At 70.7% G+C, this 25,393-nt stretch carries 23 protein-coding genes; 3 read left to right on the top strand and 20 right to left on the bottom strand.

Annotated elements, in window-relative coordinates; translation table 11 throughout:
• The first annotated feature begins 94 nt into the window (after window positions 1-94).
• Entirely contained in the window at window positions 95-2,260 is a 2,166-nt protein-coding gene (locus tag OG985_RS37040; protein ID WP_371672739.1) for a regulator, read from the top strand.
• 26 nt (window positions 2,261-2,286) lie between these two features.
• Here OG985_RS37040 and rpsD read toward each other — a convergent pair whose 3' ends face one another.
• The 5 genes from rpsD to OG985_RS37015 all read right to left on the bottom strand — a co-directional run bounded on the left by rpsD (window position 2,287) and on the right by OG985_RS37015 (window position 7,489).
• Window positions 2,287-2,901, bottom strand: coding sequence for a 30S ribosomal protein S4 (rpsD, locus tag OG985_RS37035; RefSeq protein ID WP_356042260.1), 615 nt, complete (start codon window positions 2,899-2,901; stop codon window positions 2,287-2,289).
• Between the two features lie 315 nt (window positions 2,902-3,216).
• Complete coding sequence (locus OG985_RS37030; protein ID WP_371672738.1) at window positions 3,217-4,572, bottom strand: replication-associated recombination protein A; 1,356 nt, start codon at window positions 4,570-4,572, stop codon at window positions 3,217-3,219.
• Window positions 4,573-4,641: 69 nt separating this feature from the next.
• Window positions 4,642-5,298, bottom strand: a complete 657-nt coding sequence (locus OG985_RS37025; protein WP_371672737.1) for a vitamin K epoxide reductase family protein — start codon at window positions 5,296-5,298, stop codon at window positions 4,642-4,644.
• Window positions 5,299-5,506: 208 nt separating this feature from the next.
• The gene (gene hisS / locus OG985_RS37020; RefSeq protein ID WP_371672736.1) at window positions 5,507-6,769 is read right to left on the bottom strand and encodes a histidine--tRNA ligase; all 1,263 of its coding nucleotides are present in this window, start codon (window positions 6,767-6,769) and stop codon (window positions 5,507-5,509) included.
• A gap of 12 nt (window positions 6,770-6,781) precedes the next feature.
• Entirely contained in the window at window positions 6,782-7,489 is a 708-nt protein-coding gene (locus tag OG985_RS37015) for an MBL fold metallo-hydrolase (protein WP_371672735.1), read from the bottom strand.
• A gap of 178 nt (window positions 7,490-7,667) precedes the next feature.
• On the opposite strand from OG985_RS37015, the gene OG985_RS37010 reads away from it, so the two are divergent.
• Both OG985_RS37010 and OG985_RS37005 read left to right on the top strand, forming a co-directional pair.
• Complete coding sequence (locus OG985_RS37010; RefSeq protein ID WP_371672734.1) at window positions 7,668-8,489, top strand: peptidylprolyl isomerase; 822 nt, start codon at window positions 7,668-7,670, stop codon at window positions 8,487-8,489.
• Window positions 8,490-8,625: 136 nt separating this feature from the next.
• Window positions 8,626-9,855, top strand: a complete 1,230-nt coding sequence (locus OG985_RS37005; RefSeq protein WP_371672733.1) for a DUF349 domain-containing protein — start codon at window positions 8,626-8,628, stop codon at window positions 9,853-9,855.
• A 115-nt stretch (window positions 9,856-9,970) separates the two neighbouring features.
• Here the strand turns inward: OG985_RS37005 and OG985_RS37000 are convergent, their stop codons facing one another.
• The 15 genes from OG985_RS37000 to pgsA all read right to left on the bottom strand — a co-directional run bounded on the left by OG985_RS37000 (window position 9,971) and on the right by pgsA (window position 25,381).
• Entirely contained in the window at window positions 9,971-12,505 is a 2,535-nt protein-coding gene (locus tag OG985_RS37000) for a bifunctional (p)ppGpp synthetase/guanosine-3',5'-bis(diphosphate) 3'-pyrophosphohydrolase (protein WP_371672732.1), read from the bottom strand.
• 226 nt (window positions 12,506-12,731) lie between these two features.
• Window positions 12,732-13,280 carry an adenine phosphoribosyltransferase gene (locus tag OG985_RS36995; RefSeq protein ID WP_371672731.1) on the bottom strand — a complete coding sequence of 183 codons (549 nt, stop codon included), beginning with the start codon at window positions 13,278-13,280 and terminating at the stop codon, window positions 12,732-12,734.
• Window positions 13,277-14,395, bottom strand: coding sequence for a protein translocase subunit SecF (gene secF / locus OG985_RS36990; RefSeq protein WP_371666711.1), 1,119 nt, complete (start codon window positions 14,393-14,395; stop codon window positions 13,277-13,279). Before secF ends, OG985_RS36995 begins: the two co-directional genes overlap by 4 nt.
• A 1-nt stretch (window position 14,396) precedes the next feature.
• Window positions 14,397-16,166 carry a protein translocase subunit SecD gene (gene secD / locus OG985_RS36985; RefSeq protein WP_371672730.1) on the bottom strand — a complete coding sequence of 590 codons (1,770 nt, stop codon included), beginning with the start codon at window positions 16,164-16,166 and terminating at the stop codon, window positions 14,397-14,399.
• A gap of 132 nt (window positions 16,167-16,298) precedes the next feature.
• The gene (yajC, locus tag OG985_RS36980) at window positions 16,299-16,823 is read right to left on the bottom strand and encodes a preprotein translocase subunit YajC (protein ID WP_371674600.1); all 525 of its coding nucleotides are present in this window, start codon (window positions 16,821-16,823) and stop codon (window positions 16,299-16,301) included.
• Between the two features lie 176 nt (window positions 16,824-16,999).
• On the bottom strand, window positions 17,000-18,070 hold the full coding sequence (ruvB, locus tag OG985_RS36975) for a Holliday junction branch migration DNA helicase RuvB (RefSeq protein WP_371672729.1): 1,071 nt from the start codon (window positions 18,068-18,070) through the stop codon (window positions 17,000-17,002).
• A gap of 115 nt (window positions 18,071-18,185) precedes the next feature.
• On the bottom strand, window positions 18,186-18,791 hold the full coding sequence (gene ruvA / locus OG985_RS36970; RefSeq protein ID WP_371672728.1) for a Holliday junction branch migration protein RuvA: 606 nt from the start codon (window positions 18,789-18,791) through the stop codon (window positions 18,186-18,188).
• On the bottom strand, window positions 18,788-19,318 hold the full coding sequence (gene ruvC, locus OG985_RS36965) for a crossover junction endodeoxyribonuclease RuvC (RefSeq protein ID WP_371672727.1): 531 nt from the start codon (window positions 19,316-19,318) through the stop codon (window positions 18,788-18,790). The genes ruvA and ruvC overlap by 4 nt, the downstream gene beginning before the upstream one ends.
• Window positions 19,319-19,444: 126 nt before the next feature.
• Entirely contained in the window at window positions 19,445-20,197 is a 753-nt protein-coding gene (locus OG985_RS36960) for a YebC/PmpR family DNA-binding transcriptional regulator (protein WP_371672726.1), read from the bottom strand.
• A gap of 75 nt (window positions 20,198-20,272) precedes the next feature.
• A complete protein-coding gene (gene pdxT / locus OG985_RS36955; RefSeq protein ID WP_371672725.1) occupies window positions 20,273-20,881 on the bottom strand; it encodes a pyridoxal 5'-phosphate synthase glutaminase subunit PdxT in 609 nt (202 codons plus the stop codon).
• Window positions 20,882-20,887: 6 nt separating this feature from the next.
• A complete protein-coding gene (pdxS, locus tag OG985_RS36950; RefSeq protein WP_371672724.1) occupies window positions 20,888-21,799 on the bottom strand; it encodes a pyridoxal 5'-phosphate synthase lyase subunit PdxS in 912 nt (303 codons plus the stop codon).
• Between the two features lie 124 nt (window positions 21,800-21,923).
• On the bottom strand, window positions 21,924-22,466 hold the full coding sequence (locus tag OG985_RS36945; protein WP_371672723.1) for a hypothetical protein: 543 nt from the start codon (window positions 22,464-22,466) through the stop codon (window positions 21,924-21,926).
• A gap of 85 nt (window positions 22,467-22,551) precedes the next feature.
• Window positions 22,552-23,715, bottom strand: a complete 1,164-nt coding sequence (locus OG985_RS36940) for a glycosyltransferase family 4 protein (protein WP_371672722.1) — start codon at window positions 23,713-23,715, stop codon at window positions 22,552-22,554.
• Entirely contained in the window at window positions 23,712-24,629 is a 918-nt protein-coding gene (locus OG985_RS36935) for a phosphatidylinositol mannoside acyltransferase (RefSeq protein ID WP_371672721.1), read from the bottom strand. The genes OG985_RS36940 and OG985_RS36935 overlap by 4 nt, the downstream gene beginning before the upstream one ends.
• Window positions 24,626-25,381 carry a phosphatidylinositol phosphate synthase gene (gene pgsA / locus OG985_RS36930; protein WP_371674599.1) on the bottom strand — a complete coding sequence of 252 codons (756 nt, stop codon included), beginning with the start codon at window positions 25,379-25,381 and terminating at the stop codon, window positions 24,626-24,628. Before pgsA ends, OG985_RS36935 begins: the two co-directional genes overlap by 4 nt.
• Window positions 25,382-25,393: the final 12 nt, after the last annotated feature.

Below are 25,393 nucleotides of genomic sequence, written 5' to 3'. Positions count from 1 at the left end.
GACTGCCGCTCCGTACCGGATTACCGCTCGCGCGCACCCGAGTCGCGCCGCGCGCTTGTACGGACCGAACACGGCTCAGTACGCTCCGTGTTCCATGCGAGTTCATCAGCCCGGCGGCACCCCCGTGACCGGCAACCTGCCCCTGGAACTCACCTCGTTCGTGGGCCGGTCGGCGGAACTCGCCGGGCTGCGGGAGGCACTCGGCGCCTCGCGGCTGGTGACGGTGACGGGGGCCGGCGGCGTCGGCACGTCGCGCCTGGCCGCGCACGCGGCGGCGCGGTCCGCCGAGGCGGGCGGGGTGTGGCGGGTGGAGCTGGCTCCGGTGCGCGATCCTGAGTTCGTCGACTACGCGGTCGTGGAGGCCCTGGGGCTGACGGACCACACGACACGTGGACCCCGCGAGACGCTTCTCGATCACCTCGCCGAACGTGGCGTGCTGCTGGTCCTGGACGGTTTCGAGCACCTGGTCGACGCCTGTGCCGCACTGACGGCCGATCTGCTGCGCGGGCTGCCCGGCCTGCGGGTGCTCGCCGTGGGGCGCAGGCCGCTGGCCGTGGCCGGGGAACGGCTCTTCCCGCTCGGCCCGCTCGAAGAGGACGAGGCGGCCGCGCTCTTCCTGGACCGGGCGGCACAGCACGGGGCCGTCGTGGAGGACGGCCCGGACGTACGGGAGCTGTGCCGGCGCCTGGACGGGATTCCGCTGGCGATCGAACTGGCCGCCGGGCGACTGCGTGCCCTGTCCCCCGCACAGCTGCTCGAGCGGCTCGACGACCGGTTCCGGCTACTGACCGGCGGCGGACGGGACGTCCTGCCCCGCCATCAGACGCTCCGTACGGCGATCGGCTGGAGCCACGAACTGTGCACGCCCCCGGAACGGCTGCTGTGGTCGCGGCTCTCGGTGTTCGCCGGGCGATTCGACCTGGAGGCCGCGGAGTACGTGTGCAGTGGCGGAGGTCTCGCCGCGGACGACGTCCTCGACGTCCTCTCGGAGCTGCTCGCCCAGTCCGTCCTCGCGCGCGAGGAGGCCGCGACGGGCGTGCGCTACCGCATGCTGGACACGGTCCGGGCGTACGGCGCCGAGTGGCTGGAGGCCACCGGGGACGCGGCCCGGCTGCGGCGGCGGCACCGCGACTGGTACGTGGGCCTGGCCACCTGGTGCGAGCTGGAGTGGTTCTCCCCGCGGCAGTACGAGGTCGCCGCCCGCGTCGAGGCCGAGCTGCCGAACCTGCGCTGCGCCCTGGAGTACTGCCTGACCGAGCCGGACGGGGCGCCGCTGGGCCAGTACCTGGCGGGCTCGCTGTGGTTCTACTGGGCGGGCTGCGGCCGGCTGTCGGAGGGGCGGCACTGGCTGGAACGGGCCGTGCGGGAGGAATCCGGCAACGAGCAGTCGCGCCTGAAGGCCCTGTGGGTGCTCGGCTACGTCGCGATCCTGCAGGGCGACAAGGTGCCGGCGCTGGCCGCGCTGCAGGAGTGCCGGGAGGAGGCGGAGCGGATGGCGAGCCCCACGGCGGTGGCGTACGCGGAGCACCGGGCCGGCTGCCTGGCCCTGGTCACGGACGACATGGCACGCGCGGAGACGCTGCTGCGCTCGGCACTCGACCGCTACCAGGAGATCGGCGAGCTCAACAGCAACGTGCTGATGGGCCAGGTCGAGCTGGCCATGGCACGGGCGTTCCAGGGCGACCTGCCCACCGCGGTGCGGCTGTCGGAGGACGTCCGCCAGGTGTGCGAGGACCACGGCGAACGCTGGGCCCGGACGTACGCGCTGTACGTCCTGGCGTACGCCGCCTGGAGCGAGGGCGACCCGGTGCGCGCCCGCGACCTGCTGGCGGACTGCCTGAGCGGCGCCCGCACCTTCCGCGACCTGCTCGGTTCGGTGCTCACGATCGAGCTGCTGGCCCTGGTCACGGCGGCCGAGGGCGACTTCGCCGAGGCCGCGGTGCTACAGGGCGCGGCCTCCGCGATGTGGCCCTCGGTGGGCCTGCCGCTGTTCGGCTCCGCCTACTACAACGCCCCGCACGAGCTGTGCGAGGCGACGGCCCGGGAGCGGCTGGGCGACGAGCGGTACGAGGAGTGCGTACGGCAGGGAGCTCGGCTCGGTCGTGAGGCGGCGGTGAGCCGGGCACTGAGCGGGGCGCCGGCGACGTCGATGGACGCGGTGCCGGCGCCGCGCGGGCCGGTGCGGCACACGACGGGGACCCCGGACATGCGAGAGCCCGCCGCCTCGCCCACCCGGAAGGGCGGGGAGACGGCGGGCTGATGCGCAGGTGGTGCTACGCCCCGGTGTCAGCGGGCGTAGTACTCGACGACGAGCTGCTCGTCGCAGATCACCGGGATCTCCTTGCGGTTCGGCTCACGGTCCAGGCGGAAGGCCAGGGCGCGGAGGTTCACCTGGAGGTAGCGCGGGGTCTCGCCGTCGGGGGCGAAGCCGCCCTCACGGGCGATGGAGAAGAGGGTCTTCTCGCGGCTGCGCTCGCGGACCATCACGACGTCGTCGGGACGGACGCGGAAGGACGGCTTGTCGACCTTGCCACCGTTGACCTCGATGTGGCCGTGGACGACCATCTGGCGGGCCTGGTAGATCGTGCGGGCGATGCCCGAACGCAGGACCAGCGCGTCGAGACGGCGCTCGAGCTCGATGACCAGGGCCTCACCGGTCTTGCCCTGGGTCTTGGCGGCACGCTCGTAGGCGCGGACGAGCTGGCGCTCGGACACGTCGTACTGCGCGCGCAGACGCTGCTTCTCCAGCAGACGGACCTTGTAGTCCGAGTTCTGCTTGCGGCCGCGGCCGTGCTCGCCCGGCGGGTAGGGGCGGGCCTCGAAGTACTTGACGGCCTTCGGGGTCAGCGCGATGCCGAGGGCACGCGACTTCTTGACCTTGGGGCGGGGCTGATTCGCCACGTTTTTGTCTCTTTCCTGGATTCCGGCTCACCAGAGTTAAGGGAGGTCGCATCCGCAGCCTGGGAGACCCGCCTTCGTCCCTGCGGACGGGGCAGGCAGCCGCTCCCTGGTCTGGGCACAACGTGCAGCACACGAGTGGCCCACCGACCGTCCCGGAGACCGGGTGGTGGTGGGCTGCCCGCGACACCTTCGACGGTGCGCGACGCTCCTGGAATCCCTCCGTCGAGGCAGGGGCTCCGGCTGGATGTCCCGTTCTGGTGATGCCGACCGGAGCCGGACACGGGACGCAGCGCTTCGGGTCATCTTACAGGGTGCTCAGGACCGCCCTCGACCGAGGTGCTTCCTGGTCCACTCGACCGCGTCCGCGTACCGGGCCTCGGCGCCGTGCCGGGTCGGCGCGTAGTACTCGCGGTCCTTGAGCTCCTCCGGCGCGTACTGCTGCGGGGCGATGCCCTCGGGCAGGTCGTGCGGATACACGTATCCCTGGGCGTGCCCCAGTTTGGCGGCGCCCTTGTAGTGCCCGTCACGCAGGTGCGGGGGCACGGAGCCGGCCATCCCCTTGCGTACGTCCTCCATGGCGGCGCCGATCGCCATGGTCGCCGCGTTGGACTTGGGGGCCAGAGCGAGGGCGATGGTGGCGTGGCTGAGCGTGAGCGCGGCCTCGGGGAAGCCGATCATCGCGACGGCCTGGGCGGCGGCGACCGCGATCGGCAGGGCGTTCGGGTCGGCGAGGCCGATGTCCTCGCTGGCGGAGATCATCAGGCGGCGGGCGATGAAGCGCGGGTCCTCGCCGGCCTCGATCATCCGGGCCAGGTAGTGCAGGGCCGCGTCCACGTCGGAGCCGCGGATGGACTTGATGAGGGCGCTGGCCACGTCGTAGTGCTGGTCGCCGTCGCGGTCGTACTTCACGGCCGCGCGGTCGACGGTCTCCTCCAGGGTCTGGAGGCCGATCTCCGTCTCACCCTTGTCGAGGGCGGCCCCGGCCGCGGCCTCCAGGGCGGTCAGCGCGCGGCGGGCGTCGCCGCCGGCGATCCGCAGCAGGTGCTCCTCGGTGTCCCCGGGGAGGGCGACGGCGCCCTTGAGACCCCGCTCGCCGGTCACGGCGCGCCGCAGGAGTGCGCGCAGGTCGTCGTCGGTGAGGGGTTCGAGGGTCAGCAGCAGGGAGCGGGACAGCAGCGGGGAGATCACCGAGAAGTACGGGTTCTCCGTGGTCGCCGCGATCAGGGTCACCCAGCGGTTCTCGACGGCCGGGAGCAGGGAGTCCTGCTGGGCCTTGCTGAAGCGGTGGATCTCGTCCAGGAAGAGGACGGTCTCCTTGCCGAAGCCACCAGTGGCACGACGGGCGCCGTCGATGACCGCCCGGACCTCCTTGACGCCGGCGGTGATCGCCGAGAGCTCCACGAAGCGCTTGTCGGTGGCCTTGGAGACGACGTACGCCAGGGTGGTCTTGCCGGTGCCGGGCGGGCCCCACAGGATCACCGAGGACGGTCCCGCCGGGCCGCCCGCGCCCTCGCCGACGAGTCTGCGCAGGGGCGAGCCCGGCTTGAGCAGGTGTTGCTGGCCCACCACCTCGTCGAGGGTGCGCGGGCGCATCCGGACCGCCAGGGGGCTGCTGGACGGGTCCTTCTCCTGGCGTTCTTCTGCGGCGGCGGTGAACAGGTCGGGCTCCACGTGCAAAACCCTATGTCACCGCACTGACAATCCGGCCGGGGCGGTCGCGGACCCCCGGCAGCGGAGCTGTCAGCTGGTCCAGAAGTCCCACCAGCGGGTCATGACCAGCATGCCGATGATGCCGATGTGCAGGACCGGCAGCACCCAGGTGAACTCGCCGAAGAAGCCCTTGAGCCAGCGGGGGGCGGGCAGGAAGGAGTTGCGGACGTTGAACGAGGTCACGTACCAGAACATGGTGATCGTGGCGACCCAGGCCAGGGAGCACCACAGGCACAGCGCGTTGATCCGGTACAGCGACTGGAACTGGAGCCAGGTGCAGAAGGCGACACCGAAGAGGGTGCCGGCGTTGAAGGTGAGCCAGTACCAGCGCGGGAAGCGGGCGCGGGCCAGCAGGCTCATGCCGACGCAGATCACGATGCCGTAGCAGACGAGGCCGAGCATCGGGTTGGGGAAGCCGAAGGCGGCGGCCTGCTTGCTCTCCATGACGGAGCCGCAGGAGACGACGGGGTTGAGGCTGCACCCGGGTGTGAACGTCTTGCCCGCGGCCTTGGCCTCGAGCAGCTTGAACTTGTCGATCGTGATGACCCACGCGGCGAGCAGTCCGGCCGCGCCGGTGATGATCAGAAGCAGGCCGAACGCGCGGCTGCCGCCGACCGTGCGCGGCTCGGCGGCGGCGCGTTCCGGCCCGGGCTCGGTGGAGACGTCCTTGACTGTCGTCTTGCTCATCACGCCGATTCCATCACTGGGGAGTGGGGACTGCTTCGGGCGGGGCCATTGTGCCGCACACCCACGTAAGCCCAACGTTCAGTGGACACAGAAAGGTACGGACGGCCGCCCCGGAACGTTCGGTTCAGGACAGATCCGCCGGCCGGAGGACCCCCCACCGCGAGGGAATCGCGGTGGGGGGTGCGGGGCGGTGACCCGCCCCGCACGCTCAGCCCAGCCTCGACTCCAGTTCCGCCACGATCTCGTTCACGCCGATCGCCGTCTGCTCTCCGGACTGCATGTCCTTGAGCTGCACGAGACCCTCGGCCAGGTCGCGCTCGCCGGCGACGATCGTGTAGCGGGCGCCGCTGCGGTTGGCGTTCTTCATCGCGCCCTTGAGGCCCTTGCCGCCATAGGCGAAGTCGGCCGCGATGCCCACCTTGCGCAGCTCGGTGACCTTCGCGAACAGGATCCGGCGGGCCTCCTCACCCAGGGGCACCGCGAACACGCTGGTGGTGGAAGGCAGTTCGAGCTCCACACCCTCCGCCTCCAGGGCGAGGACCGTGCGGTCGACGCCCAGGGCCCAGCCCACCGACGGCAGTGCGGGGCCGCCGATCATCTCGGACAGGCCGTCGTAGCGGCCGCCGCCGCCCACCGCGGACTGGGAACCCAGACCGTCGTGGACGAACTCGAAGGTCGTACGCGTGTAGTAGTCCAGGCCGCGGACCAGCCGGGGGTCGTCCTCGAAGACGACGCCCGCCGCCGTGACCAGGTCGCGGACCTCCTCGTGGTACGCCTTGCAGGCGTCGCAGAGGTAGTCGCGCAGCAGCGGGGCGTCCGCCAACTGCTTCTGGACGTCCGGGCGTTTGTCGTCCAGGACACGGAGGGGGTTGATGTCCGCGCGGCGGAGCGTCTCCTCGTCCAGGTCCAGGCCGTGCAGGAAGTCCTGGAGTGCCGCGCGGTAGACCGGACGGCACTCCTTGTCGCCCAGGCTGTTCAGCAGGATCCGGAACTGCCGCAGGCCCAGCGTGCGATAGGCCTGGTCGGCCAGGATGATCAGCTCGGCGTCCAGGGCCGGGTCCTCGGCCCCGATCGCCTCGGCGCCGACCTGGGAGAAGTGGCGGTAACGGCCCCTCTGCGGGCGCTCGTAGCGGTAGTACGAGCCCGAGTACCAGAGCTTGACCGGGAGGTTGCCGGCCTTGTGCAGGTTGGCCTCGAGGGCGGCGCGCAGCACGGAGGCGGTTCCCTCGGGGCGCAGGGCGAGCCTGTCACCGCCCTTGGTCTCGAAGGCGTACATCTCCTTCGTCACGATGTCCGTCGACTCGCCGACACCGCGCGCGAAGAGCTCCACGCTCTCGAAGCCGGGCGTCTCGACGTAGCCGTAGCCGGAGTTGCGCAGGGGCGCGGCGATCGCCTCGCGGACCGCCAGGTACTTCGCGGAGTCCGGCGGGATCAGGTCGTACGTGCCCTTGGGGGCCTTGAAGGTGCTCACGGAGGGTTCTCGTCACATTCCTCGTCGGGGAGCCGGCGAAGCTCCCTGGCCGGAGGCCACCTGCCGCAGATACGGGTTGGTGGCGCGCTCCTGGCCGATGGTCGTCTGGGGGCCGTGGCCCGACAGCACCACGGTCGAGTCGTCGAGCGGCAGGCACACACGGGCCAGCGAGTCGAGCATCTCGGCCATGTCACCGCCGGGCAGGTCGGTGCGTCCGACGGAGCCGGCGAAGAGCAGGTCGCCCGAGAAGAAGACCGGCGGGATCTCCGCGGTCTCGGGCATCCCGAACGTCACCGACCCCCTGGTATGGCCGGGCGCGTGCGCGACGGACAGCTCCAGGCCGGCCAGCTCCAGCTTCGCGCCGTCGGAAAGCTCCCTGACGTCGTCCGGCTCGCCCACGGTCAGCTCACCCATCAGCGGCATCCCGATGGAACGCCCGAGCGCCTTCTCCGGGTCGCGCATCATGTACCGGTCCTCGGGGTGGATCCAGGCCGGTACGTCGTGCGCGCCGCACACCGGGACGACCGAGGCCACGTGGTCGAGGTGGCCGTGGGTGAGGACGACGGCGACGGGCTTGAGCCGATGCTTCTTCAGCGCTTCCTCGACTCCCTGGGCGGCCTGGTGGCCGGGGTCGATGATCACACACTCCTCACCGGCGGCGGGGGCGACGAGATAACAGTTCGTCCCCCAAGCCCCGGCGGGGAACCCGGCAATGAGCACGATCGTCCCTCGTTGTGTCGATACGGGTGGCTTGAGAAAGGCTGCGCCTGTGGTCAGAGCCTACCGGCGCTGCCGATTCCTCAGCGAACCCATATACGGTACGGGGCACACGTAGGCGGTCGGCTCACAAGACGCACGCGTCCCAGTCGACGTACGAGACGCATGAGGAGAGAACCCGGTGGTCACCCAGGAACAGCGGAAGCGGCAGCTCGCCCGGGAGAAGTTCTTGCGGCAGCAGCAGCGGCGCACCTCAGCGCGGCGCAGGGCGCGCATGCGCAACTCGGTGATCGCGTCGGTGCTCGGCGTGATCGTGATAGGCAGCGTCGCGCTGTACACGACCGGCGTCCTCAAGGACGACAACAAGAAGGCGAGCGCGAGCACCGAGGCGTCGCCGAGCCCGGAGGCGCCCAGCAAGGCACCGGACCCGTGCGAGAAGGCGGCGGCCGGCAAGGTGGAGACGCAGAGCTGGAAGAAGGAGCCGGCGGTCACCATCGACAAGTCGGCGAAGTACACGATGAAGCTCGCCACGACGTGCGGTGAGATCGACGTCGCGCTGAAGGCGTCGGCGGCGCCGCACACGGTGAACTCGTTCGACTTCCTCGCCGGCAAGGGCTACTTCGACCACACCAAGTGCCACCGGCTCACCACCAACGGCATCTACGTCCTGCAGTGCGGCGACCCGACGGGCTCCGGCAGCGGCGGTCCCGGCTACACGATTCCGGACGAGAACCTGAAGGACAAGAGCCTCAAGAGCAACACCTACCCGGCGGGCACGATCGCGATGGCGAACACCGGTCAGGCGCACACCGGCGGCAGCCAGTTCTTCCTCGTGTACCAGGACAGCCAGCTCCCGCCCAGCTACACACCGTTCGGTACGGTTTCGGCCTCCGGAATGAAGGTTCTGAAGAAGATCGCCGCCGCCGGAGAGAGCACCGGACAGGGCGACGGAGCACCCAACGCGACGGTCGTGATCAACAAGGCAACCGTCACGAAATCCTGACCCCCCAACTGCGAAATTTCGGTCGCGCGGGATGCGGACAGGCAACCCGCCGGTCGCCTATGTTGGCCGTGACGAAACTGTGGACGATGCCCGGGGGAACAGAAGCCCTCCGCAGGCATCATGTGGAGGAGGCGCTGTGAGCAGCGACCCGTGGGGCCGCGTCGACGAGACGGGGACCGTGTACGTGCGTACGGCCGACGGCGAGCAGGTCGTCGGTTCCTGGCAGGCCGGCTCCCCCGAGGAGGCGCTGGCCTACTTCGAGCGCAAGTACGAGGGCCTGGTGGTCGAGATCGGCCTCCTCGAGAAGCGGGTGAAGACCACCGACCTGTCGGCGAAGGACGCGCAGACCGCCATCGACCACCTGCGCGAGCAGGTGGAGGCGCACCACGCGGTCGGCGACCTGGACGCCCTGCGGACCCGGCTGGACAAGCTCGTCGCGACCGTCGAGGCACGCCGCGAGGAGCGCAAGCACCAGCGCGCCAAGCAGTCCGACGAGGCGCGGCACTCCAAGGAGGCGCTGGTCGCCGAGGCGGAGGAGCTGGCGCAGTCCGACCAGTGGCGGGCTGCCGGTGAGCGGCTGCGTTCCCTGGTGGACACCTGGAAGGGGCTGCCGCGGCTCGACCGCAAGTCGGACGACGAGCTGTGGCACCGCTTCTCGCACGCGCGCTCGGCGTTCTCCAAGCGCCGCAAGGCGCACTTCGCGTCGTTGGACGCGCAGCGCGAGGACGCCCGCAGGACCAAGGAGCGGCTGTTCTCCGAGGCGGAGGCGCTGTCCGGTTCGACCGACTGGGGTCCGACGGCCGCGCGCTACCGCGAGCTGATGACGGAGTGGAAGGCCGCGGGCCGCGCCCAGCGTGAGCACGAGGACGACCTGTGGAACCGCTTCCGCGGTGCCCAGGACGTCTTCTTCGCCGCGCGCAGCTCGGTCTTCGCCGAGCGGGACGCCGAACAGTCCGAGAACCTGAAGCTCAAGGAGGAGCTGGCCGAGGAGGCCGAGAAGCTCCTGCCGATCTCGGACCTGAAGGCGGCACGCGCCGCGTTCCGCACGCTCAACGAGCGGTGGGAGGCCATCGGTCATGTGCCGCGCGACGCGCGGCCCAAGGTCGAGGGCCGGATGCACGCCGTCGAGCGGGCCATCCAGGAGGCCGAGGAGACCGAGTGGCGCCGGACGAACCCGGAGGCACGCGCGCGTGCCGCGGGTCTCACCGGGCAGCTCCAGGCGGCCGTGGACAAGCTGACGGGCCAGATCGAGCAGGCGCGCGCCCAGGGCAACGCGTCCAGGGCCGAGAAGCTCGAGCGCGAGCTGGAGGGCCGGCAGGCGCTCCTGGACCAGGCGCTCAAGGGCCTGCACGAGTTCGGCGGCTGACCGGCCGCACCCGGAGCCCGTACGAGGGCCCCGCGACTCCTCTCGAGTCGCGGGGCCCTCGTCGTCGTACCGCGGAACGTGTCGTCCTGCGGCGGGACGAGCCGCCCCGCGGGTCCTAGCGCTGCTGCCGGGCCGATGTCACCCGGTACACGTCGTAGACGCCCTCGACGCCCCTGACCGCCTTCAGGACGTGCCCCAGGTGCTTCGGGTCGCCCATCTCGAAGGTGAAGCGGGAGGTGGCGACGCGGTCGCGGGAGGTCTGGACGGCCGCGGACAGGATGTTGACGTGCTGGTCGGACAGGACCCGTGTGACGTCCGACAGGAGCCGGGAGCGGTCCAGGGCCTCGACCTGGATGGCGACCAGGAAGACCGAGGACTGCGTCGGCGCCCACTCGACCTCGAGGATGCGCTCGGGCTCGCGGGACAGCGAGTCCACGTTCACGCAGTCGTTGCGGTGCACCGACACTCCGCTGCCGCGCGTGACGAAACCGATGATCGGGTCACCCGGGACGGGCGTACAACAGCGGGCCAGCTTGACCCAGACGTCGTCGACACCCTTCACGACGACACCCGGGTCGTTGCTGCTGCGCCGCTTGCGGCCGCGGCCGCGGGCCGGCGGAACGGACTCGTCGATCTCCTCGGTGGCCGCCTCCTCACCGCCGAGTGCCTGGACGAGTTTCTGTACGACGCTCTGCGCGGCGACATGGCCCTCGCCGATGGCCGCATACAGGGACGAGATGTCGGGGTAGCGCATCTCGTGCGCGAGCGTGACCAGCGAGTCCCCGGTGAGGATGCGCTGGATCGGCAGGTTCTGCTTGCGCATCGCCCGCGCGATCGCGTCCTTGCCCTGCTCGATCGCCTCGTCGCGCCGCTCCTTGGAGAACCAGGCGCGGATCTTGTTGCGGGCGCGCGGCGACTTGACGAAGCCGAGCCAGTCGCGGGAGGGACCCGCCCCGGCCGCCTTGGAGGTGAAGACCTCCACCAGGTCGCCGTTGTCCAGGGTGGATTCGAGTGGCACCAGACGCCCGTTGACCCGTGCGCCTATCGTCCGGTGACCGACCTCGGTGTGCACCGCGTACGAGAAGTCGACGGGGGTGGCGCCCGCCGGAAGCGCTATCACGTCACCCTTCGGGGTGAAGACGAAGACCTCGTTGCGCGACAGGTCGAAGCGCAGGGACTCCAGGAACTCGCCGGGGTCCTCGGTCTCCTTCTGCCAGTCGAGGAGCTGGCGCAGCCACGCCATGTCGTTGAGGTGGTCGTCCTTGCCGGTGGTCCTCGGCTGGTCCGAACGCACCTTGGAGGTACCGGCGACGGCCTCCTGCTTGTACTTCCAGTGCGCGGCGATGCCGTACTCCGCGCGGCGGTGCATGTCGAACGTGCGGATCTGGAGTTCGACCGGCTTGCCGTTGGGGCCGATGACCGTCGTGTGCAGCGACTGGTACATGTTGAACTTCGGCATCGCGATGTAGTCCTTGAACCGGCCGGGGACCGGGTTCCATCGCGCGTGCACCGTGCCGAGGGCCGCGTAGCAGTCGCGGACGGTGTCCACGAGGACGCGGATGCCCACCAGGTCGTAGATCTCCGCGAAGTCGCGGCCGCGGACGATCATCTTTTGGTAGACGCTGTAGTAGTGCTTGGGGCGCCCGGTGACGGTGGCCTTGATACGGGCCGCGCGCAGGTCGGACTGCACCTCGTCGGTCACTATGGCCAGGTACTCGTCGCGCTTGGGGGCACGCTCGGCGACCAGGCGCACGATCTCGTCGTACATCTTGGGATAGAGGATCGCGAACGCGAGGTCCTCCAGCTCCCACTTGATGGTGTTCATGCCCAGGCGGTGGGCGAGGGGCGCGTAGATCTCGAGGGTCTCGCGCGCCTTCTTCTCCTGCTTCTCGCGCTTGAGATAGCGCATGGTGCGCATGTTGTGCAGGCGGTCGGCGAGCTTGATGACCAGGACGCGCGGGTCCTTGGCCATGGCGACGACCATCTTGCGCACGGTCTCGGCCTGCGCGGCCTCGCCGAACTTGACCTTGTCCAGCTTGGTGACGCCGTCGACCAGCAGGGCGACCTGGTCGCCGAAGTCCTTGCGGAGGGTGTCGAGGCCGTACTCGGTGTCCTCGACCGTGTCGTGCAGCAGGCCCGCCATGAGCGTGGCCGGGTCCATGCCGAGCTCGGCGAGGATCGTGGTGACCGCGAGCGGGTGGGTGATGTACGGGTCGCCGCTCTTGCGCTTCTGGCCGCGGTGCCAGCGTTCGGCGACCTGGTAGGCGTTCTCGATCTGGCGCAGCGTCGAGGTCTCGATCTTCGGATCGTTGCTGCGCACTATCCGCAGCAGCGGTTCCAGGACCGGGTTGTACGGGTTCGAGCGCTGGACGCCGAGGCGGGCCAGCCGGGCGCGGACGCGGTTGGAGGAGCCGGAGCGGGCGGGCTGGCCCGCGGCCGGGCGGGCTGCCTGCGGGGCGGCGGGACGCTCGGCGGGCGCGGGCTTGGGGCGCGCCTGCTCGGGGGACTTCTCGACCGGCGCGGACTGGGCGTGCTCGACCGGCCCGCGGCTGTCGTTCTTCGCGTGCGTCGCGTGCGGCGCGGGCTTGTCCGCCGGGGCCGAGCCGGGCTCGGGCTTGGCGGCGGTGAGTGGCTGGGCCTCGTCTGCCAAGAGGACTCCTCGTGCGGATCCGGGTCCCCCGGTCAGGCTCCGGAGGTCCCATGGTAGCGATCCCGCGCCCCGGGATCGCCTTCAGGCCACTGTGAGAGCCGTCTACCGGAGAAACGCCAGAGGCGGGCGCCGGATTCCTCCGGGCCCGCCGCTGCGGTGTCGTACGGGTGTCACGGGGCTCGCGCCGGACTTTCCGTCCGGTGCCGGCCAGGCGCTCCCCGGCCGCTCAGATGGTGAGCAGCGCCTCCAGGGGGGCGCCCTCGAGAGCCGGTTCCAGGCGGGTGCGGCCGCCGAGGAAGCCCAGCTCCATCAGGACGGCGAGGCCCGCGACCTGCGCGCCCGCCCTCCGAATGAGCTGGATGGACGCTTCGGCGGTGCCGCCGGTGGCGAGGACGTCGTCGACGATCAGCACGCGGTCGTCCGCGCTCAGGTCCTCGGCGTGCACCTCGATCTCCGCGGAGCCGTACTCCAGGTCGTACGCCTGGCTGAGGGTGGCTCCGGGGAGCTTGCCCGCCTTGCGTACCGGAATGAAGCCGAGCCCCGCGCGGACGGCGACGGGGGCGCCGAGGATGAAGCCCCGGGCCTCCAGGCCGACGACCTTCGTCGCACCGGTGCGCTCGGCGGTCTCCGCCAGCGCGTCGGTGAGCGCGGTGAACGCCACCGGGTCCGCCAGGAGCGGGGTGATGTCCTTGAACACCACTCCCGGCTCCGGGTGGTCCGCCACGTCGCGGATGCGGCTGAGCAGCAGCTCCGTGATGTCGGTGAGCTCGGTCATCGGCGCTTCCCCGAGGGTCGTCCGCGGCCCCGGTTGCGGGACGCGGGCTGGTGACGCGGGCCGACGACCGCGGCCGCCTCGTCGTCCGGCTCGTCGTCCAGCGGCTCGTCGACGGTCTCGGTCTCCAGCGGCTCGCCCTTCGCGGCGGCCTGGGCCCGCTTGGCGAGCACGCGCTTCCTGAGGGCCTTCATCTGCGGCTCGCGCTCCTTGAGGTCGGCGACGAGCGGCGTGGCGATGAAGATCGAGGAGTACGCACCGGCCGCGAGGCCGACGAACAGCGACAGCGAGATGTCGTTGAGCATGCCGGCGCCGAGGACGCCGCCGCCGATGAACAGCAGGGCGCCGACCGGCAGCAGCGCGACCACGGTGGTGTTGATCGAGCGGACCAGCGTGCTGTTGATCGACCGGTTGGCGATGTCGCTGTAGGTCCAGCGGGTCTGCTTGGTGATGTCCTTCGTCTGCTCCTTGAGGCTGTCGAAGACGACGACCGTGTCGTAGAGCGAGTAACCGAGGATCGTCAGCAGACCGATCACCGTGCCCGGCGTGACCTCGAAGCCGACGAGGGCGTAGATGCCGACCGTGATGGTGATGTCGTGGATCAGGGCGACGAGGGCCGCGAGCGCCATGCGCCACTCGAACGCGATCGCCAGGTAGATCACGACGAGGACCATGAAGATCGCCAGGCCCTGCCAGGCCTTGTTGGCGATCTGGTCGCCCCAGCTGGGGCCGACCAGGTCCGCGTTGATGTTCTCCGAGTCGACCTTCAGCTCCTTGGCGAGGGTCTCCTTGATCTGGTCGGACTTGCCGGTGTCGATGCCGGCGATCTGGACGCGCAGGCTGCCGTCACCGAGCTTCTGGACGATGGCGTCGTGTCCGGACGCGTCCTCCGCGAACGTCTCGGCCTGGGCGACCGAGACGCTCATGTTCTTCGGGGTGGTGAAGACGGCACCGCCCTGGAACTCGATGCCCATGTTCAGGCCGCGCACCGCGAGGCCGAGGATGGCCGTGATGGTGATCAGTATCGAGATGCCGTACCAGATCTTGCGGTTGCCGACGAAGTCGTAGCCGACCTCGCCGCGGTGCAGTCGGGCGCCGAGGTTGCCGAGCTTCGACATCTCACGCCTCCTTCGGGTCGACGGGGGCGGCCGGACGGCGGGTGCGGCGAAGCGGGGGCTTCGCGCCGAGTGCCTTCGGGTCGAGGCCGGAGAACTTGTGGCCGTTCGCGAAGAACTTCTTGCGGGCGAGGATCGTCATCAGCGGCTTGGTGAAGAGGAAGACGACGACCACGTCGAGCACGGTGGTCAGACCGAGCGTGAACGCGAAGCCCTGGACCTTGCCGACGGTGACGATGAACAGCACCGCGGCGGCGAGGAAGGACACGAAGTCGGAGACCAGGATGGTGCGCCGGGCACGCGGCCAGGCCCGCTCGACGGCGGGGCGCAGCGAGCGGCCCTCGCGGATCTCGTCCCGGATGCGTTCGAAGAACACGATGAACGAGTCCGCGGTGATACCGATCGCGACGATGGCGCCACAGACGGCCGGCAGGTTCAGCGCGAAGCCGATGGCCGGGCCGAGCAGCGCCATGATCACGTAGGTGAGGGCCGCGGAGACCAGCAGCGAGGGGATCGCGATGACGGACAGACCGCGGTAGAAGATCAGCAGGTAGATGACGACCAGGGCCAGGCCGATCGCGCCCGCGATCAGACCGGCGTGCAGCTGCTCACCACCGAGGGCGGCGGTCACCGTGGTGACGCTGTCCTCCTTGAAGGTCAGCGGCAGGGCGCCGTACGACAGCATGTTGGCGAGGCTCTGGGCCTCCTGCTGACCGAAGCTGCCGGAGATCTCCGCGCTGCCACCGGTGAGCGCCTGGCTGACGGACGGGTCGGAGACGACCTCACCGTCCAGGACGATCGCGAACTGGTTCTGCGGCTGCTGGTTCTTCGCCAGCTCGCCCGTGATGTCCCCGAACTTCTTGCTGCCCTTGTTCGTGAACTCCATGGTGACCGTCCAGCCGGCGGCGGTCGTCGTGTTGAAGACGGCCTGCGCCTTCTTGACGTCCGTGCCGTCGACAGCGGCGGCGCCGAGGACGTACTTCTGCCACTGGCCGCCCGAGTTCTGGCCGCAGGCGACGGTCGGCTCGGTGGCCTTGGCGTTTTTGCCGGCCGTGCTGCGGACCGACTTCTTGCTGCAGTCCAGCGCCGCGTACTGCGCCTGGAGCTTGGCGGTCGCCGGGTCGACGGAGGCGCTGGCGCTGGGGGTCGGGGAGCCGCTCGCGGCGGCCGAGCTGCTCGCCGACGGGGAGCTGTCCGCCTTCAGGGCGTCGGTGACGGCGCGCCCCTGCGTGCTGGCGGACGCCGACGGGGACGCCGAGGTGGAGGGTGACGCGGACGAGCCGGCCTTGTCGGTCGCCTTGTCGGTGGCCTTGCCCGAGGCGCTGCTGGAGGCGCTCGGCGACGGGGTGGGCGTCGCGGCGCCGCCGCTCACCTCGGTGGCGATCACCGGGCGGAAGTACAGCTTGGCGGTGGTACCGACCTGGTCCCGGGCCTCCTTGGAGTTCGTGCCCTTGGGGATGTTGACGATGATGTTCTTGTCGCCCTGGGTCTGAACCTCGGCCTCCGAGACACCAAGACCATTGACACGGCGGTTCATGATGTCGACCGCTGTGTTCATGTTGGTCTTGTTGATCGCGGATTCCTGGCCTTTCTCCGGGACCGCCCGGAGCGTGATGCTCGTACCGCCGGCAAGGTCGATGCCGAGGCGCGGAGTGGTGTGCCCGGAGGCGAACATCCCGCCGGTGAGCGCCACGATGGCGATCAGGATGAGGGCCAGCGAGCGCCACGGCTTGCTCTGGGCGCTCGCGCTCCGGCCCTTCTTAGGTGCTGCCACCTTCTCGTACTCCCTCTCGGGCCGCCGCGCGCCGGATCTGCGGGCGGGCGGCCATGACATGGTGTCGGGATCCCGTGCGAGCTGCGCATCGACCGGGGCTCGCGGAACAGGTCCGCGCGCCCGGGAATGCGGTTACTTCGCGCCGGACTCGCCGTCGGTCTTCTTCGGCTCGTCGCCCGTCTTCGCCTCGGCGGCCGGCTCCTCCGCCGTCGGGTCGGCAGCGGTCTCCGCCTTGTCCTCGGCCTCGTCCTCGGCGGTCTCCTTCTTGCCGAGGTCGACGGACTTGTCGTCGGAGGCGGCAGCAGCGTCGTCGACGGAGTCGTCGGTCCCGGTGAGGGAGGAGGCGTCGTCCGGGACGAGGTCGGTGTCCGACTTCAGGTCGTGCTCGACGCCGTGGACGATGCGGTTGTACTCGTCGTCCGACAGGACGGCCCCGATCGAGTTCTTGGCGAAGACGAGCTCCACACCCGGACCGGCGTCGAGGAGGACCGTCTCGTCGTTGACTTCCTTGACCGTCGCGAACATGCCCCCGATCGTGCGGACGCCGCTGCCGGGCTGCAACTCGTTGCGCATCGCGGCGGCCTGCGCCTGCTTGCGCTTGGCCGAGCGGGTCATGAGGAACATGGCCCCGATGAGCACGATGAAGGGGAGGAGCATGGTGATATTCACGGGACGGCATTTCCTTCGCACGACCGCGGTGGACGGCGGCCTGATGGATGGGGGTATGTATACCGCCGAGAGAGGCGGCATCGGCGGAGTCTAAGCGAGTCCGCGCGCAAGGAACAACGCTCAGCATGGCACCTGGGTTCCTGACCGGGCCAATGCCCTCGCCGTCACGCCCCGAACAGGTCCTGTTGTCCGTTTCCCCCGTTTGCCGCACGTGGCGGGGTGAGGCCGAGATGCGCCCAGGCCGCGGGAGTGGCGACCCGCCCGCGCGGGGTACGGGCCAGCAGTCCCTCCCGGACGAGGAAGGGCTCGGCCACCTCTTCCACGGTCTCCCGCTCCTCCCCCACCGCGACGGCGAGCGTGGACAGGCCGACGGGTCCGCCGCCGAACAGTTTCAGCAGTGCCTGCAGCACGCCCCGGTCGAGCCGGTCGAGACCGCGGGCGTCGACCTCGTAGACCGCGAGGGCCGCCTCGGCGATGCCCTTCGTGATCCGCCCGTCCGCCTTGACCTGCGCGTAGTCGCGTACGCGGCGCAGCAGGCGGTTGGCGATGCGGGGCGTGCCACGGGAGCGGCCGGCGATCTCCGCGGCACCGTCGGTGTCGATCTCCACGTCCAGCAGGTTCGCGGAGCGGTGGATGACCCGCTCCAGCTCGGCGGGCTCGTAGAACTCCATGTGCGCGGTGAAGCCGAAGCGGTCGCGCAGCGGGGGTGGCAGCAGGCCCGCGCGCGTGGTGGCGCCGACCAGGGTGAAGGGAGGCAGTTCGAGGGGGATGGCGGTGGCGCCGGGGCCCTTGCCGACGATGACGTCGACGCGGAAGTCCTCCATCGCCATGTACAGCATCTCCTCGGCGGGCCGGGACATGCGGTGGATCTCGTCGAGGAAGAGGACCTCGCCCTCCTGGAGGGAGGACAGGATCGCCGCGAGGTCACCGGCGTGCTGGATGGCGGGGCCGCTGGTGATCCGGATGGGGGCGCCCATCTCGGCCGCGATGATCATCGACAGGGTGGTCTTGCCCAGACCGGGAGCGCCGGAGAGCAGGACGTGATCGGCGGTGGCACCCCGCGCGCGTGCGGCCCGCAGGACCAGGTCGAGCTGCTCACGGACCTTCTCCTGGCCGATGAACTCGCCCAGGTCCTTGGGCCGCAGGGCGGCCTCGACGGCCTGGTCCTCACCGTCGGCGGACGCGCCGACGAGCCGCTCGGCGGCGGAGCTGTCGGTCGTGTCGTCCCAGTTCACTGCGGTTCTCCTTGCGGTGGCTCGCCGGGCGGGGCGATCGGCCGGGGTGCCGGTGCCTCCCCGGGGCGGGCACGGCGTGCGCGGTGCCCCGCGCCCCCGTGACGGCGCGGTCGGTTCAGCGGGCTCGGTTCAGCGTCTGCAGGGCCGCCCTGAGCAACTGGCCCACCTGCACGGCGCCCTCGGCCGCCTCGGCCTGCGGGGTGACCGCGGTGACGGCCTCGTCGGCCTCGCGGGTCGAGTAGCCCAGGCCGATCAGGGCGGCGTGCAGCTGGTCGCGCCAGCCGGAGGTGACCGCCGTACCGACAGCGGGTGCGCCGAGCGGCTCACCCAGCCGGTCCTTCAGCTCCAGGAGCAGCTTCTGGGCGCCCTTCTTGCCAATGCCGGGAACGGCGACGAGGGCCTTCTCGTCACCGGTCGCGACGGCCCGGCGCAGCGCGTCCGGCGCGTGGACGGCGAGCATCGCCTGGGCGAGCCTCGGGCCGACGCCGCTCGCGGTCTGGAGCAGCTCGAAGGTCTGCCGCTCGTCGTCGTCCGCGAAGCCGTACAGCGTCAGTGAGTCCTCGCGGACGACGAGGGAGGTGGCCAGCTTGGCCGGCCGGCCCATCCGCAGCCCGGAGAGAGTGTTCGGCGAGCACTGGACGGCGATGCCGATCCCGCCCACCTCGACCACCGCGGAGTCCGGGGCGAGGGCGGCGACCGGGCCGCTCACGAAGGCGATCATGCCGTACGGCCTTTCGATGCGTGCAGGGCGACGGCCTGCTGGAGTCGGTTCTGGGCGGGGGCGCGCCAGATGTGGCAGATGGCCAGCGCGAGGGCGTCGGCGGCGTCGGCGGGCTTCGGCGGGGCGCTCAGCCGCAGCAGCCGGGTCACCATCGCGCCGACCTGGGCCTTGTCGGCGCGGCCGCTGCCGGTGACGGCGGCCTTGACCTCGCTGGGGGTGTGCAGGGCGACGGGAATGCCGCGGCGGGCGGCGCAGAGCATGGCGACGGCGCTGGCCTGGGCGGTGCCCATCACGGTCCGTACGTTGTGCTGGCTGAACACCCGCTCGACGGCGACGAATTCGGGGCGGTACTCGTCCAGCCACTGTTCGATGCCCTGCTCGACGGCGACCAGGCGCAGGCCCAACTCGGCGTCCGTGGGCGTGCGTACGACGCCGACGCCCAGCATGGTCAACGGTCGCCCGGGAACGCCCTCGACGACGCCGACACCGCACCGGGTCAGTCCCGGGTCCACACCGAGTACGCGCACCCCGCCCCCTCCCGTCGATCTCCTGTTCGTGCAGGCTATCGGGTGCCACCGACAACGGCCGACACGGCGACGGGCCGACGGGGGTGTGTCCCGTCGGCCCGGTCAACCGGTGCAGCGCGCGGCGCGTTACGCGTCGACCTTCTCCATGACCTCGTCGCTCACGTCGAAGTTGGCGAAGACGTTCTGCACGTCGTCGCTGTCCTCGAGGGCGTCGATCAGCTTGAAGATCTTCCGGGCACCCTCTTCGTCGAGTTCGACCTGCATGGTCGGGACGAAGTTGGCGTCGGCGGAGTCGTAGTCGATGCCGGCGTCCTGGAGGGCGGTGCGGACCGCGACCAGGTCGGTGGCCTCGGAGATGACCTCGAAGGTCTCGCCGAGGTCGTTGACCTCCTCGGCACCCGCGTCCAGGACGGCGCCCAGGACGTCGTCCTCGGCCAGCTCGCCCTTGGGGACGATCACGACGCCCTTGCGGTTGAAGAGGTACGAGACGGAACCCGGGTCGGCCATCGAGCCGCCGTTGCGGGTCATGGCGACGCGAACGTCCGAGGCGGCGCGGTTGCGGTTGTCGGTGAGGCACTCGATGAGCACCGCGACACCGTTCGGGCCGTAACCTTCGTACATGATCGTCTCGTAGTCGGCGCCACCGGCTTCGAGACCGGCGCCACGCTTGACCGCGGAGTCGATGTTCTTGTTCGGGACCGAGCTCTTCTTGGCCTTCTGAATGGCGTCGAACAGCGTCGGGTTGCCGGACACATCGGCGCCACCCGTGCGAGCCGCGACCTCGATGTTCTTGATCATTTTCGCGAAGAGCTTGCCGCGCTTGGCGTCGATCACGGCCTTCTTGTGCTTCGTCGTGGCCCATTTAGAGTGGCCGGACATCTGCCTGTCTCCTTCGCGTAACCCATCCCGTACGAACTCCCCCAGTCTGGGAAGTCTGGGGGGACCCCGGGAATCCTACAAGGACTCCGCTGTCCGGTTCGCGCGCACCATGTCGACGAAGAGGCCGTGCACGCGGTGGTCGCCGGTCAGTTCCGGGTGGAACGACGTGGCGAGGGCGTTGCCCTGGCGGACGGCGACGATGTGGCCGGCGTGCTCGGCGAGCACCTCGGTCGCGGCGCCGACGGACTCCACCCAGGGGGCCCGGATGAAAACGCCCTCTACAGGATCGCCCGCGACGCCGTCCACGTCGACCGCCGCCTCGAAGGACTCGTTCTGTCGGCCGAAGGCGTTGCGGCGCACGATCATGTCGATGCCGCCGACGGTCTCCTGGCCCGAGCGCGGGTCGAGGATCTTGTCGGCGAGCATGATCATGCCCGCGCAGGTGCCGTAGACGGGCATACCGGCGCGCACGCGTGCGCGCAGGGGCTCCATGACACCGAAGAGGACGGCCAGCTTGGAGATGGTGGTCGACTCGCCACCGGGGATGACCAGGCCGTCCACCTCGGCGAGCTCCTCGGGACGCCGCACCGGCCTGGCCACGGCGTCGGCCGAGGCCAGGGCGACGAGGTGCTCCCGTACGTCGCCCTGGAGGGCCAGGACGCCTATGACAGGTGCTTCGGTCATGAGTGATTACCAGCCGCGGTTGGCGTAGCGCTCGGCCTCGGGGAGGGTGTCGCAGTTGATGCCGACCATGGCCTCGCCGAGGTTGCGGGACGCGTCCGCGATGATCTTCGGGTCGTCGTAGAAGGTGGTCGCCTTCACGATGGCGGCGGCGCGCTTGGCCGGGTCGCCGGACTTGAAGATGCCGGAGCCGACGAAGACGCCCTCGGCACCGAGCTGGCGCATCAGCGCGGCGTCGGCGGGGGTGGCCACGCCACCGGCGGAGAACAGGACGACCGGGAGCTTGCCGAGCTCGGCGACCTCCTTGACGATCTCGTACGGGGCGCGCAGCTCCTTGGCGGCGGCGTACAGCTCGTTGTTGTCGTAGCCGCGCAGCCGGGCGATCTCGTTCTTGATCTGGCGCAGGTGACGGACGGCCTCGACGACGTTGCCGGTGCCGGCCTCGCCCTTGGAGCGGATCATGGCCGCGCCCTCGGCGATGCGGCGCAGGGCCTCACCGAGGTTGGTGGCACCACAGACGAAGGGGGTGGTGAACGCCCACTTGTCGGAGTGGTTGACCTCGTCGGCCGGGGTGAGGACCTCGGACTCGTCGATGTAGTCGACGCCCAGGGACTGCAGCACCTGGGCCTCGACGAAGTGACCGATGCGGGACTTCGCCATGACCGGGATCGAGACGGCCTCGATGATCTCCTCGATCATGTTCGGGTCCGACATGCGGGCCACGCCGCCGTCCTTGCGGATGTCCGCCGGGACCCGCTCCAGGGCCATGACGGCCACGGCGCCCGCGTCCTCGGCGATCTTCGCCTGCTCGGCGTTGACGACGTCCATGATCACGCCGCCCTTGAGCTGCTCGGCCATACCGCGCTTCACGCGCGCGGTGCCGGTCGCGGGGGCCTGGTTTTCGGAGAACGTGCTGGACACGGGTGACCTCACTGAGGGGAAAAGGGCTTCTGCATCACCGAGGAAACGCGAGAGGACCAGTCCACAGCAAGGGCCAATGGAAAGGCGGTGGATCGTTTTCCGGCCACCAGCCGGGAACCCGCAGCTAGGAGGCCCGGTCCGCGAGCGCGGCCGGCGACTCGTCGTCCATCTCGAACGCCATCGGGAACGGCGCGTGCCCCGCCAGCCGGAACCAGCGCACCTTGCGGTGCTCCCGCAGCCTGCGGGCGGCCCCCACCGCGTCGTTGTGGAAGCGCCGGGCCATCGGCACCCGGCGCACCGCCTCGGTCAGCTCACGGGCGGCGGCCTCTCCGCCGGGCGCCTCCCGCACCGCCTCCACCTGCGGGGCCTCCGCGAACACGGCGCGCAGCGCCTGGCTCAGCTCGCTCTCCGCGACCTCCCGCTGCTCCTCCTCGGCCTGCCGGGCGGCGTGCGCCGCCTCGTACAGCACGATGGAGGCGGCCGGGTCGAGCACCCCGGAGGTGGCCAGCTCCTGCGTCACCGACGCGCGGCGCAGCAACTGGGCGTCGAGGGCGGCGCGCGTCGCGTCGATCCGGACGTGCAGCCGGTCCAGCCGTCCCGCCGTCCAGCTCAGGTACAGGCCGATCGCCACGAGGGCGACGAGGATCCAGATGAGGGTTGCGGTCACGGGCGGCAAGGCTACCGGGGTGCGCTCACGTCCTCGCGGGGCCCCACGCCGGGCGGGGCTCCCGCCCGGCCGGGCCCCGCCGTCGTCAGTTCCGCGCCAGCCCGAACCGCGCCCGCAGTCCCGTGCTCCGCTCGTCGGCGGCCACCGCCGTCGTCCCATCGGTGACCGTCTCGTACACCGACAGGATGTCCGCGCCGACCGTGGACCAGTCGAACCGCCGGACGTGCGCGCTGCCGCGCTCGCGGAGTTCCGCCCGGCGCCGGGGGTCGCCGAGGAGCCGTACGGCGGTCTCGGCGAGCGCGTCCGCGTCCTCGTTGGTGAACAGCTCCCCGGCCACGCCCTGGTCGAGGACCTGGGCGAAGGCGTCCAGGTCCGCGGCGAGCACGGGGGCCCCGGCCGACATCGCCTCCACCAGGATGATCCCGAAGCTCTCGCCGCCGGTGTTGGGGGCCACGTAGAGGTCGACGCTGCGCAGCAGGCGGGCCTTGTCCTCGTCGCTGACCATGCCGAGGAACTCCACGTTCCCGCGCAGTTCCTTCGGCAGCGACTCGACGGCCTCCTCCTCGTCCCCGCGGCCCGCGACGAGCAGCCGGGTGCGCGGGCGCTCGGCGAGGATCTTCGGCAGGGCCCTCATCAGCACCGGCAGGCCCTTGCGGGGTTCGTCGATGCGTCCGATGAAGCCGATCGTCTCGCCCTGCCACTCGGGCTTGGGCTCGGCCCGGGCGAAGAAGTCCACGTCGACGCCGTTGGGGATCACCACCGCGTCCCCGCCGAGGTGTTCCACGAGGGTGCGGCGCGCGTACTCGCTGACCGCGATCCGGGCGCTGATCTTCTCCAGGGCCGCCTGGAGGATCGAGTACGCGGCGATCATGGCTCTGGAGCGCGGGTTGGAGGTGTGGAAGGTGGCCACGATCGGACCCTGCGCGGCCCAGCAGGCCAGCAGGCCGAGCGAGGGCGAGGCGGGCTCGTGGATGTGGATGACGTCGAACTCGCCGTCGTGCAGCCAGCGGCGGACCCGGGCCGCCGACAGGAAGCCGAAGTTCAGGCGGGCCACCGAGCCGTTGTACGGCACCGGCACCGCGCGCCCCGCCGAGACGACGTAGGGCGGCAGCGGGGTGTCGTCGTCGGCCGGTGCGAGGACCGACACCTCGTGCCCCAGCCGGATGAAGTAGTCGGCGAGGTCACGGATGTGGAACTGGACGCCGCCGGGCACGTCCCAGGAGTACGGGCAGACGATGCCGATCCTCACGGCCGCTCCCCGTCCGAGGGGCGGGGTTCCAGGTCGGCGAGCCACAAACGCTGGAGCATGTGCCAGTCCTCCGGATGGTCGGCGATCCCGGTGGCGAAGGCATCGGCCAGCGCCTGTGTCATGACAGACGTCTTCTCAGCCCGGGTACCTGTCTCGGGGACGTCGACCGGCGGATGGACCCGGCCCCGCATCACGGGCGAGTCGTCGTACCAGAGCGTGACGGGCAGCAGCAGCGCTCCGGTCTGCTGGGCGAGCAGGGCCGGACCGGCGGGCATCCGGGTGGCCTCGCCGAAGAACTTGACCTCGACGCCGGAGGCGGACAGGTCGCGCTCGGCGACCAGGCAGACCAGGCCGCCGTCGCGCAGCCGCCGGGCCAGGGTGCCGAAGGCGGTGCCGCCGCTGTGCGGCAGGACCTCCATGCCGAGGCCCTCGCGGTAGGCGACGAAACGGTCGTAGAGCGTCTCCGGCTTGAGGCGTTCGGCGACCGTGGTGAACGGTGTCTCCAGCCTGGTGGTGACCCAGGCGCCGGCGAGGTCCCAGTTGGCCATGTGCGGCAGCGCGAGGATCACGCCCCGGCCGGAGGCCAGCCCGTCGGTCAGGTGGTGCAGGTCCCTGGGCTCGAAGCCCTGCCTGACGCGCTCGGCGCTCCAGGCGGGCAGCCGGAAGGACTCCATCCAGTAGCGCAGGTAGGAGCGCATGCCCGCGCGGGACAGCGCGGCCAGCCGCTCTGGGCTCGCGTCGGGCACCACGCGCGCGTAGTTGCTCTCCAGCCGCCGCACGCCCTTGCCGCGCCGCTTCCAGGCGAGGTCGGCGATCTGCCGGCCGAGACGGACGGCGACCGGCTCGGGAAGCTTCTTGACCGCTCCCCAGCCGAGACCGTAGAGCGCGTCGGTGAGCCGCTCCTGGGCGCTCACTTCGCCGCCTCACTCCCCCGGGAGGCGTTCGCCGGATTCCCCTGCGGGTCCTGCTCGCCCTCCGCGGCCTCTGCCTCGGCGGACTCCCGGCGGACCGTGACGACCCGCTGGATGAGCGTGACCAGGCTGCCGACGGCGACGATCCACAGGGCGATCGGCAGCAGCACCTGGATGCCCGGCACGCCGAACGTGTGCAGGCCCGCGAGGCCGGCCGCGACCAGGGAGATCACCAGGCGTTCGGCGCGCTCGACGAGACCATTGACGGCGACCGGGAGGCCGATCGACTCGCCCCGCGCTTTGGTGTACGACACGACCTGGCCGCTGGCCAGGCAGAAGATCGAGACGGCGCACAGGACGTTGTCGTCGCCGTGGCCCGCGTACCACAGGGCGAAGCCGCCGAAGACCGCGCTGTCGGCCACCCGGTCCAGCGTGGAGTCCAGGAAGGCGCCCCAGCGGCTGCTGCGGCCCAGCTGGCGGGCCATGTTGCCGTCGACGAGGTCGGAGAACACGAACAGTGTGATGACGATCGTGCCCCAGAAGAACTCGCCCCGGGGGTAGAAGACCAGCGCGCCCGCCATCACGCCGGCGGTGCCGAGCAGCGTGACCGTGTCGGGGCTGACGCCCCGGCGGATGAGAAACGCGGCGAACGGTGTGAGGACACGCGTGAAGAATGCACGCGCGTACTTGTTCAGCATGGCCTTCCCGAGGGTCGGTGTGGCCGAGCGGCCCCTGCTGGCCACCGGCTGGCCCATCGTAGTCACGCC

This window comes from Streptomyces sp. NBC_00289 (genome assembly GCF_041435115.1).
GTDB lineage: Bacteria > Actinomycetota > Actinomycetes > Streptomycetales > Streptomycetaceae > Streptomyces.
The sequence above is the reverse complement of the archived record's forward strand: the minus strand, read 5'-3'. Positions and strand labels throughout refer to the sequence as shown.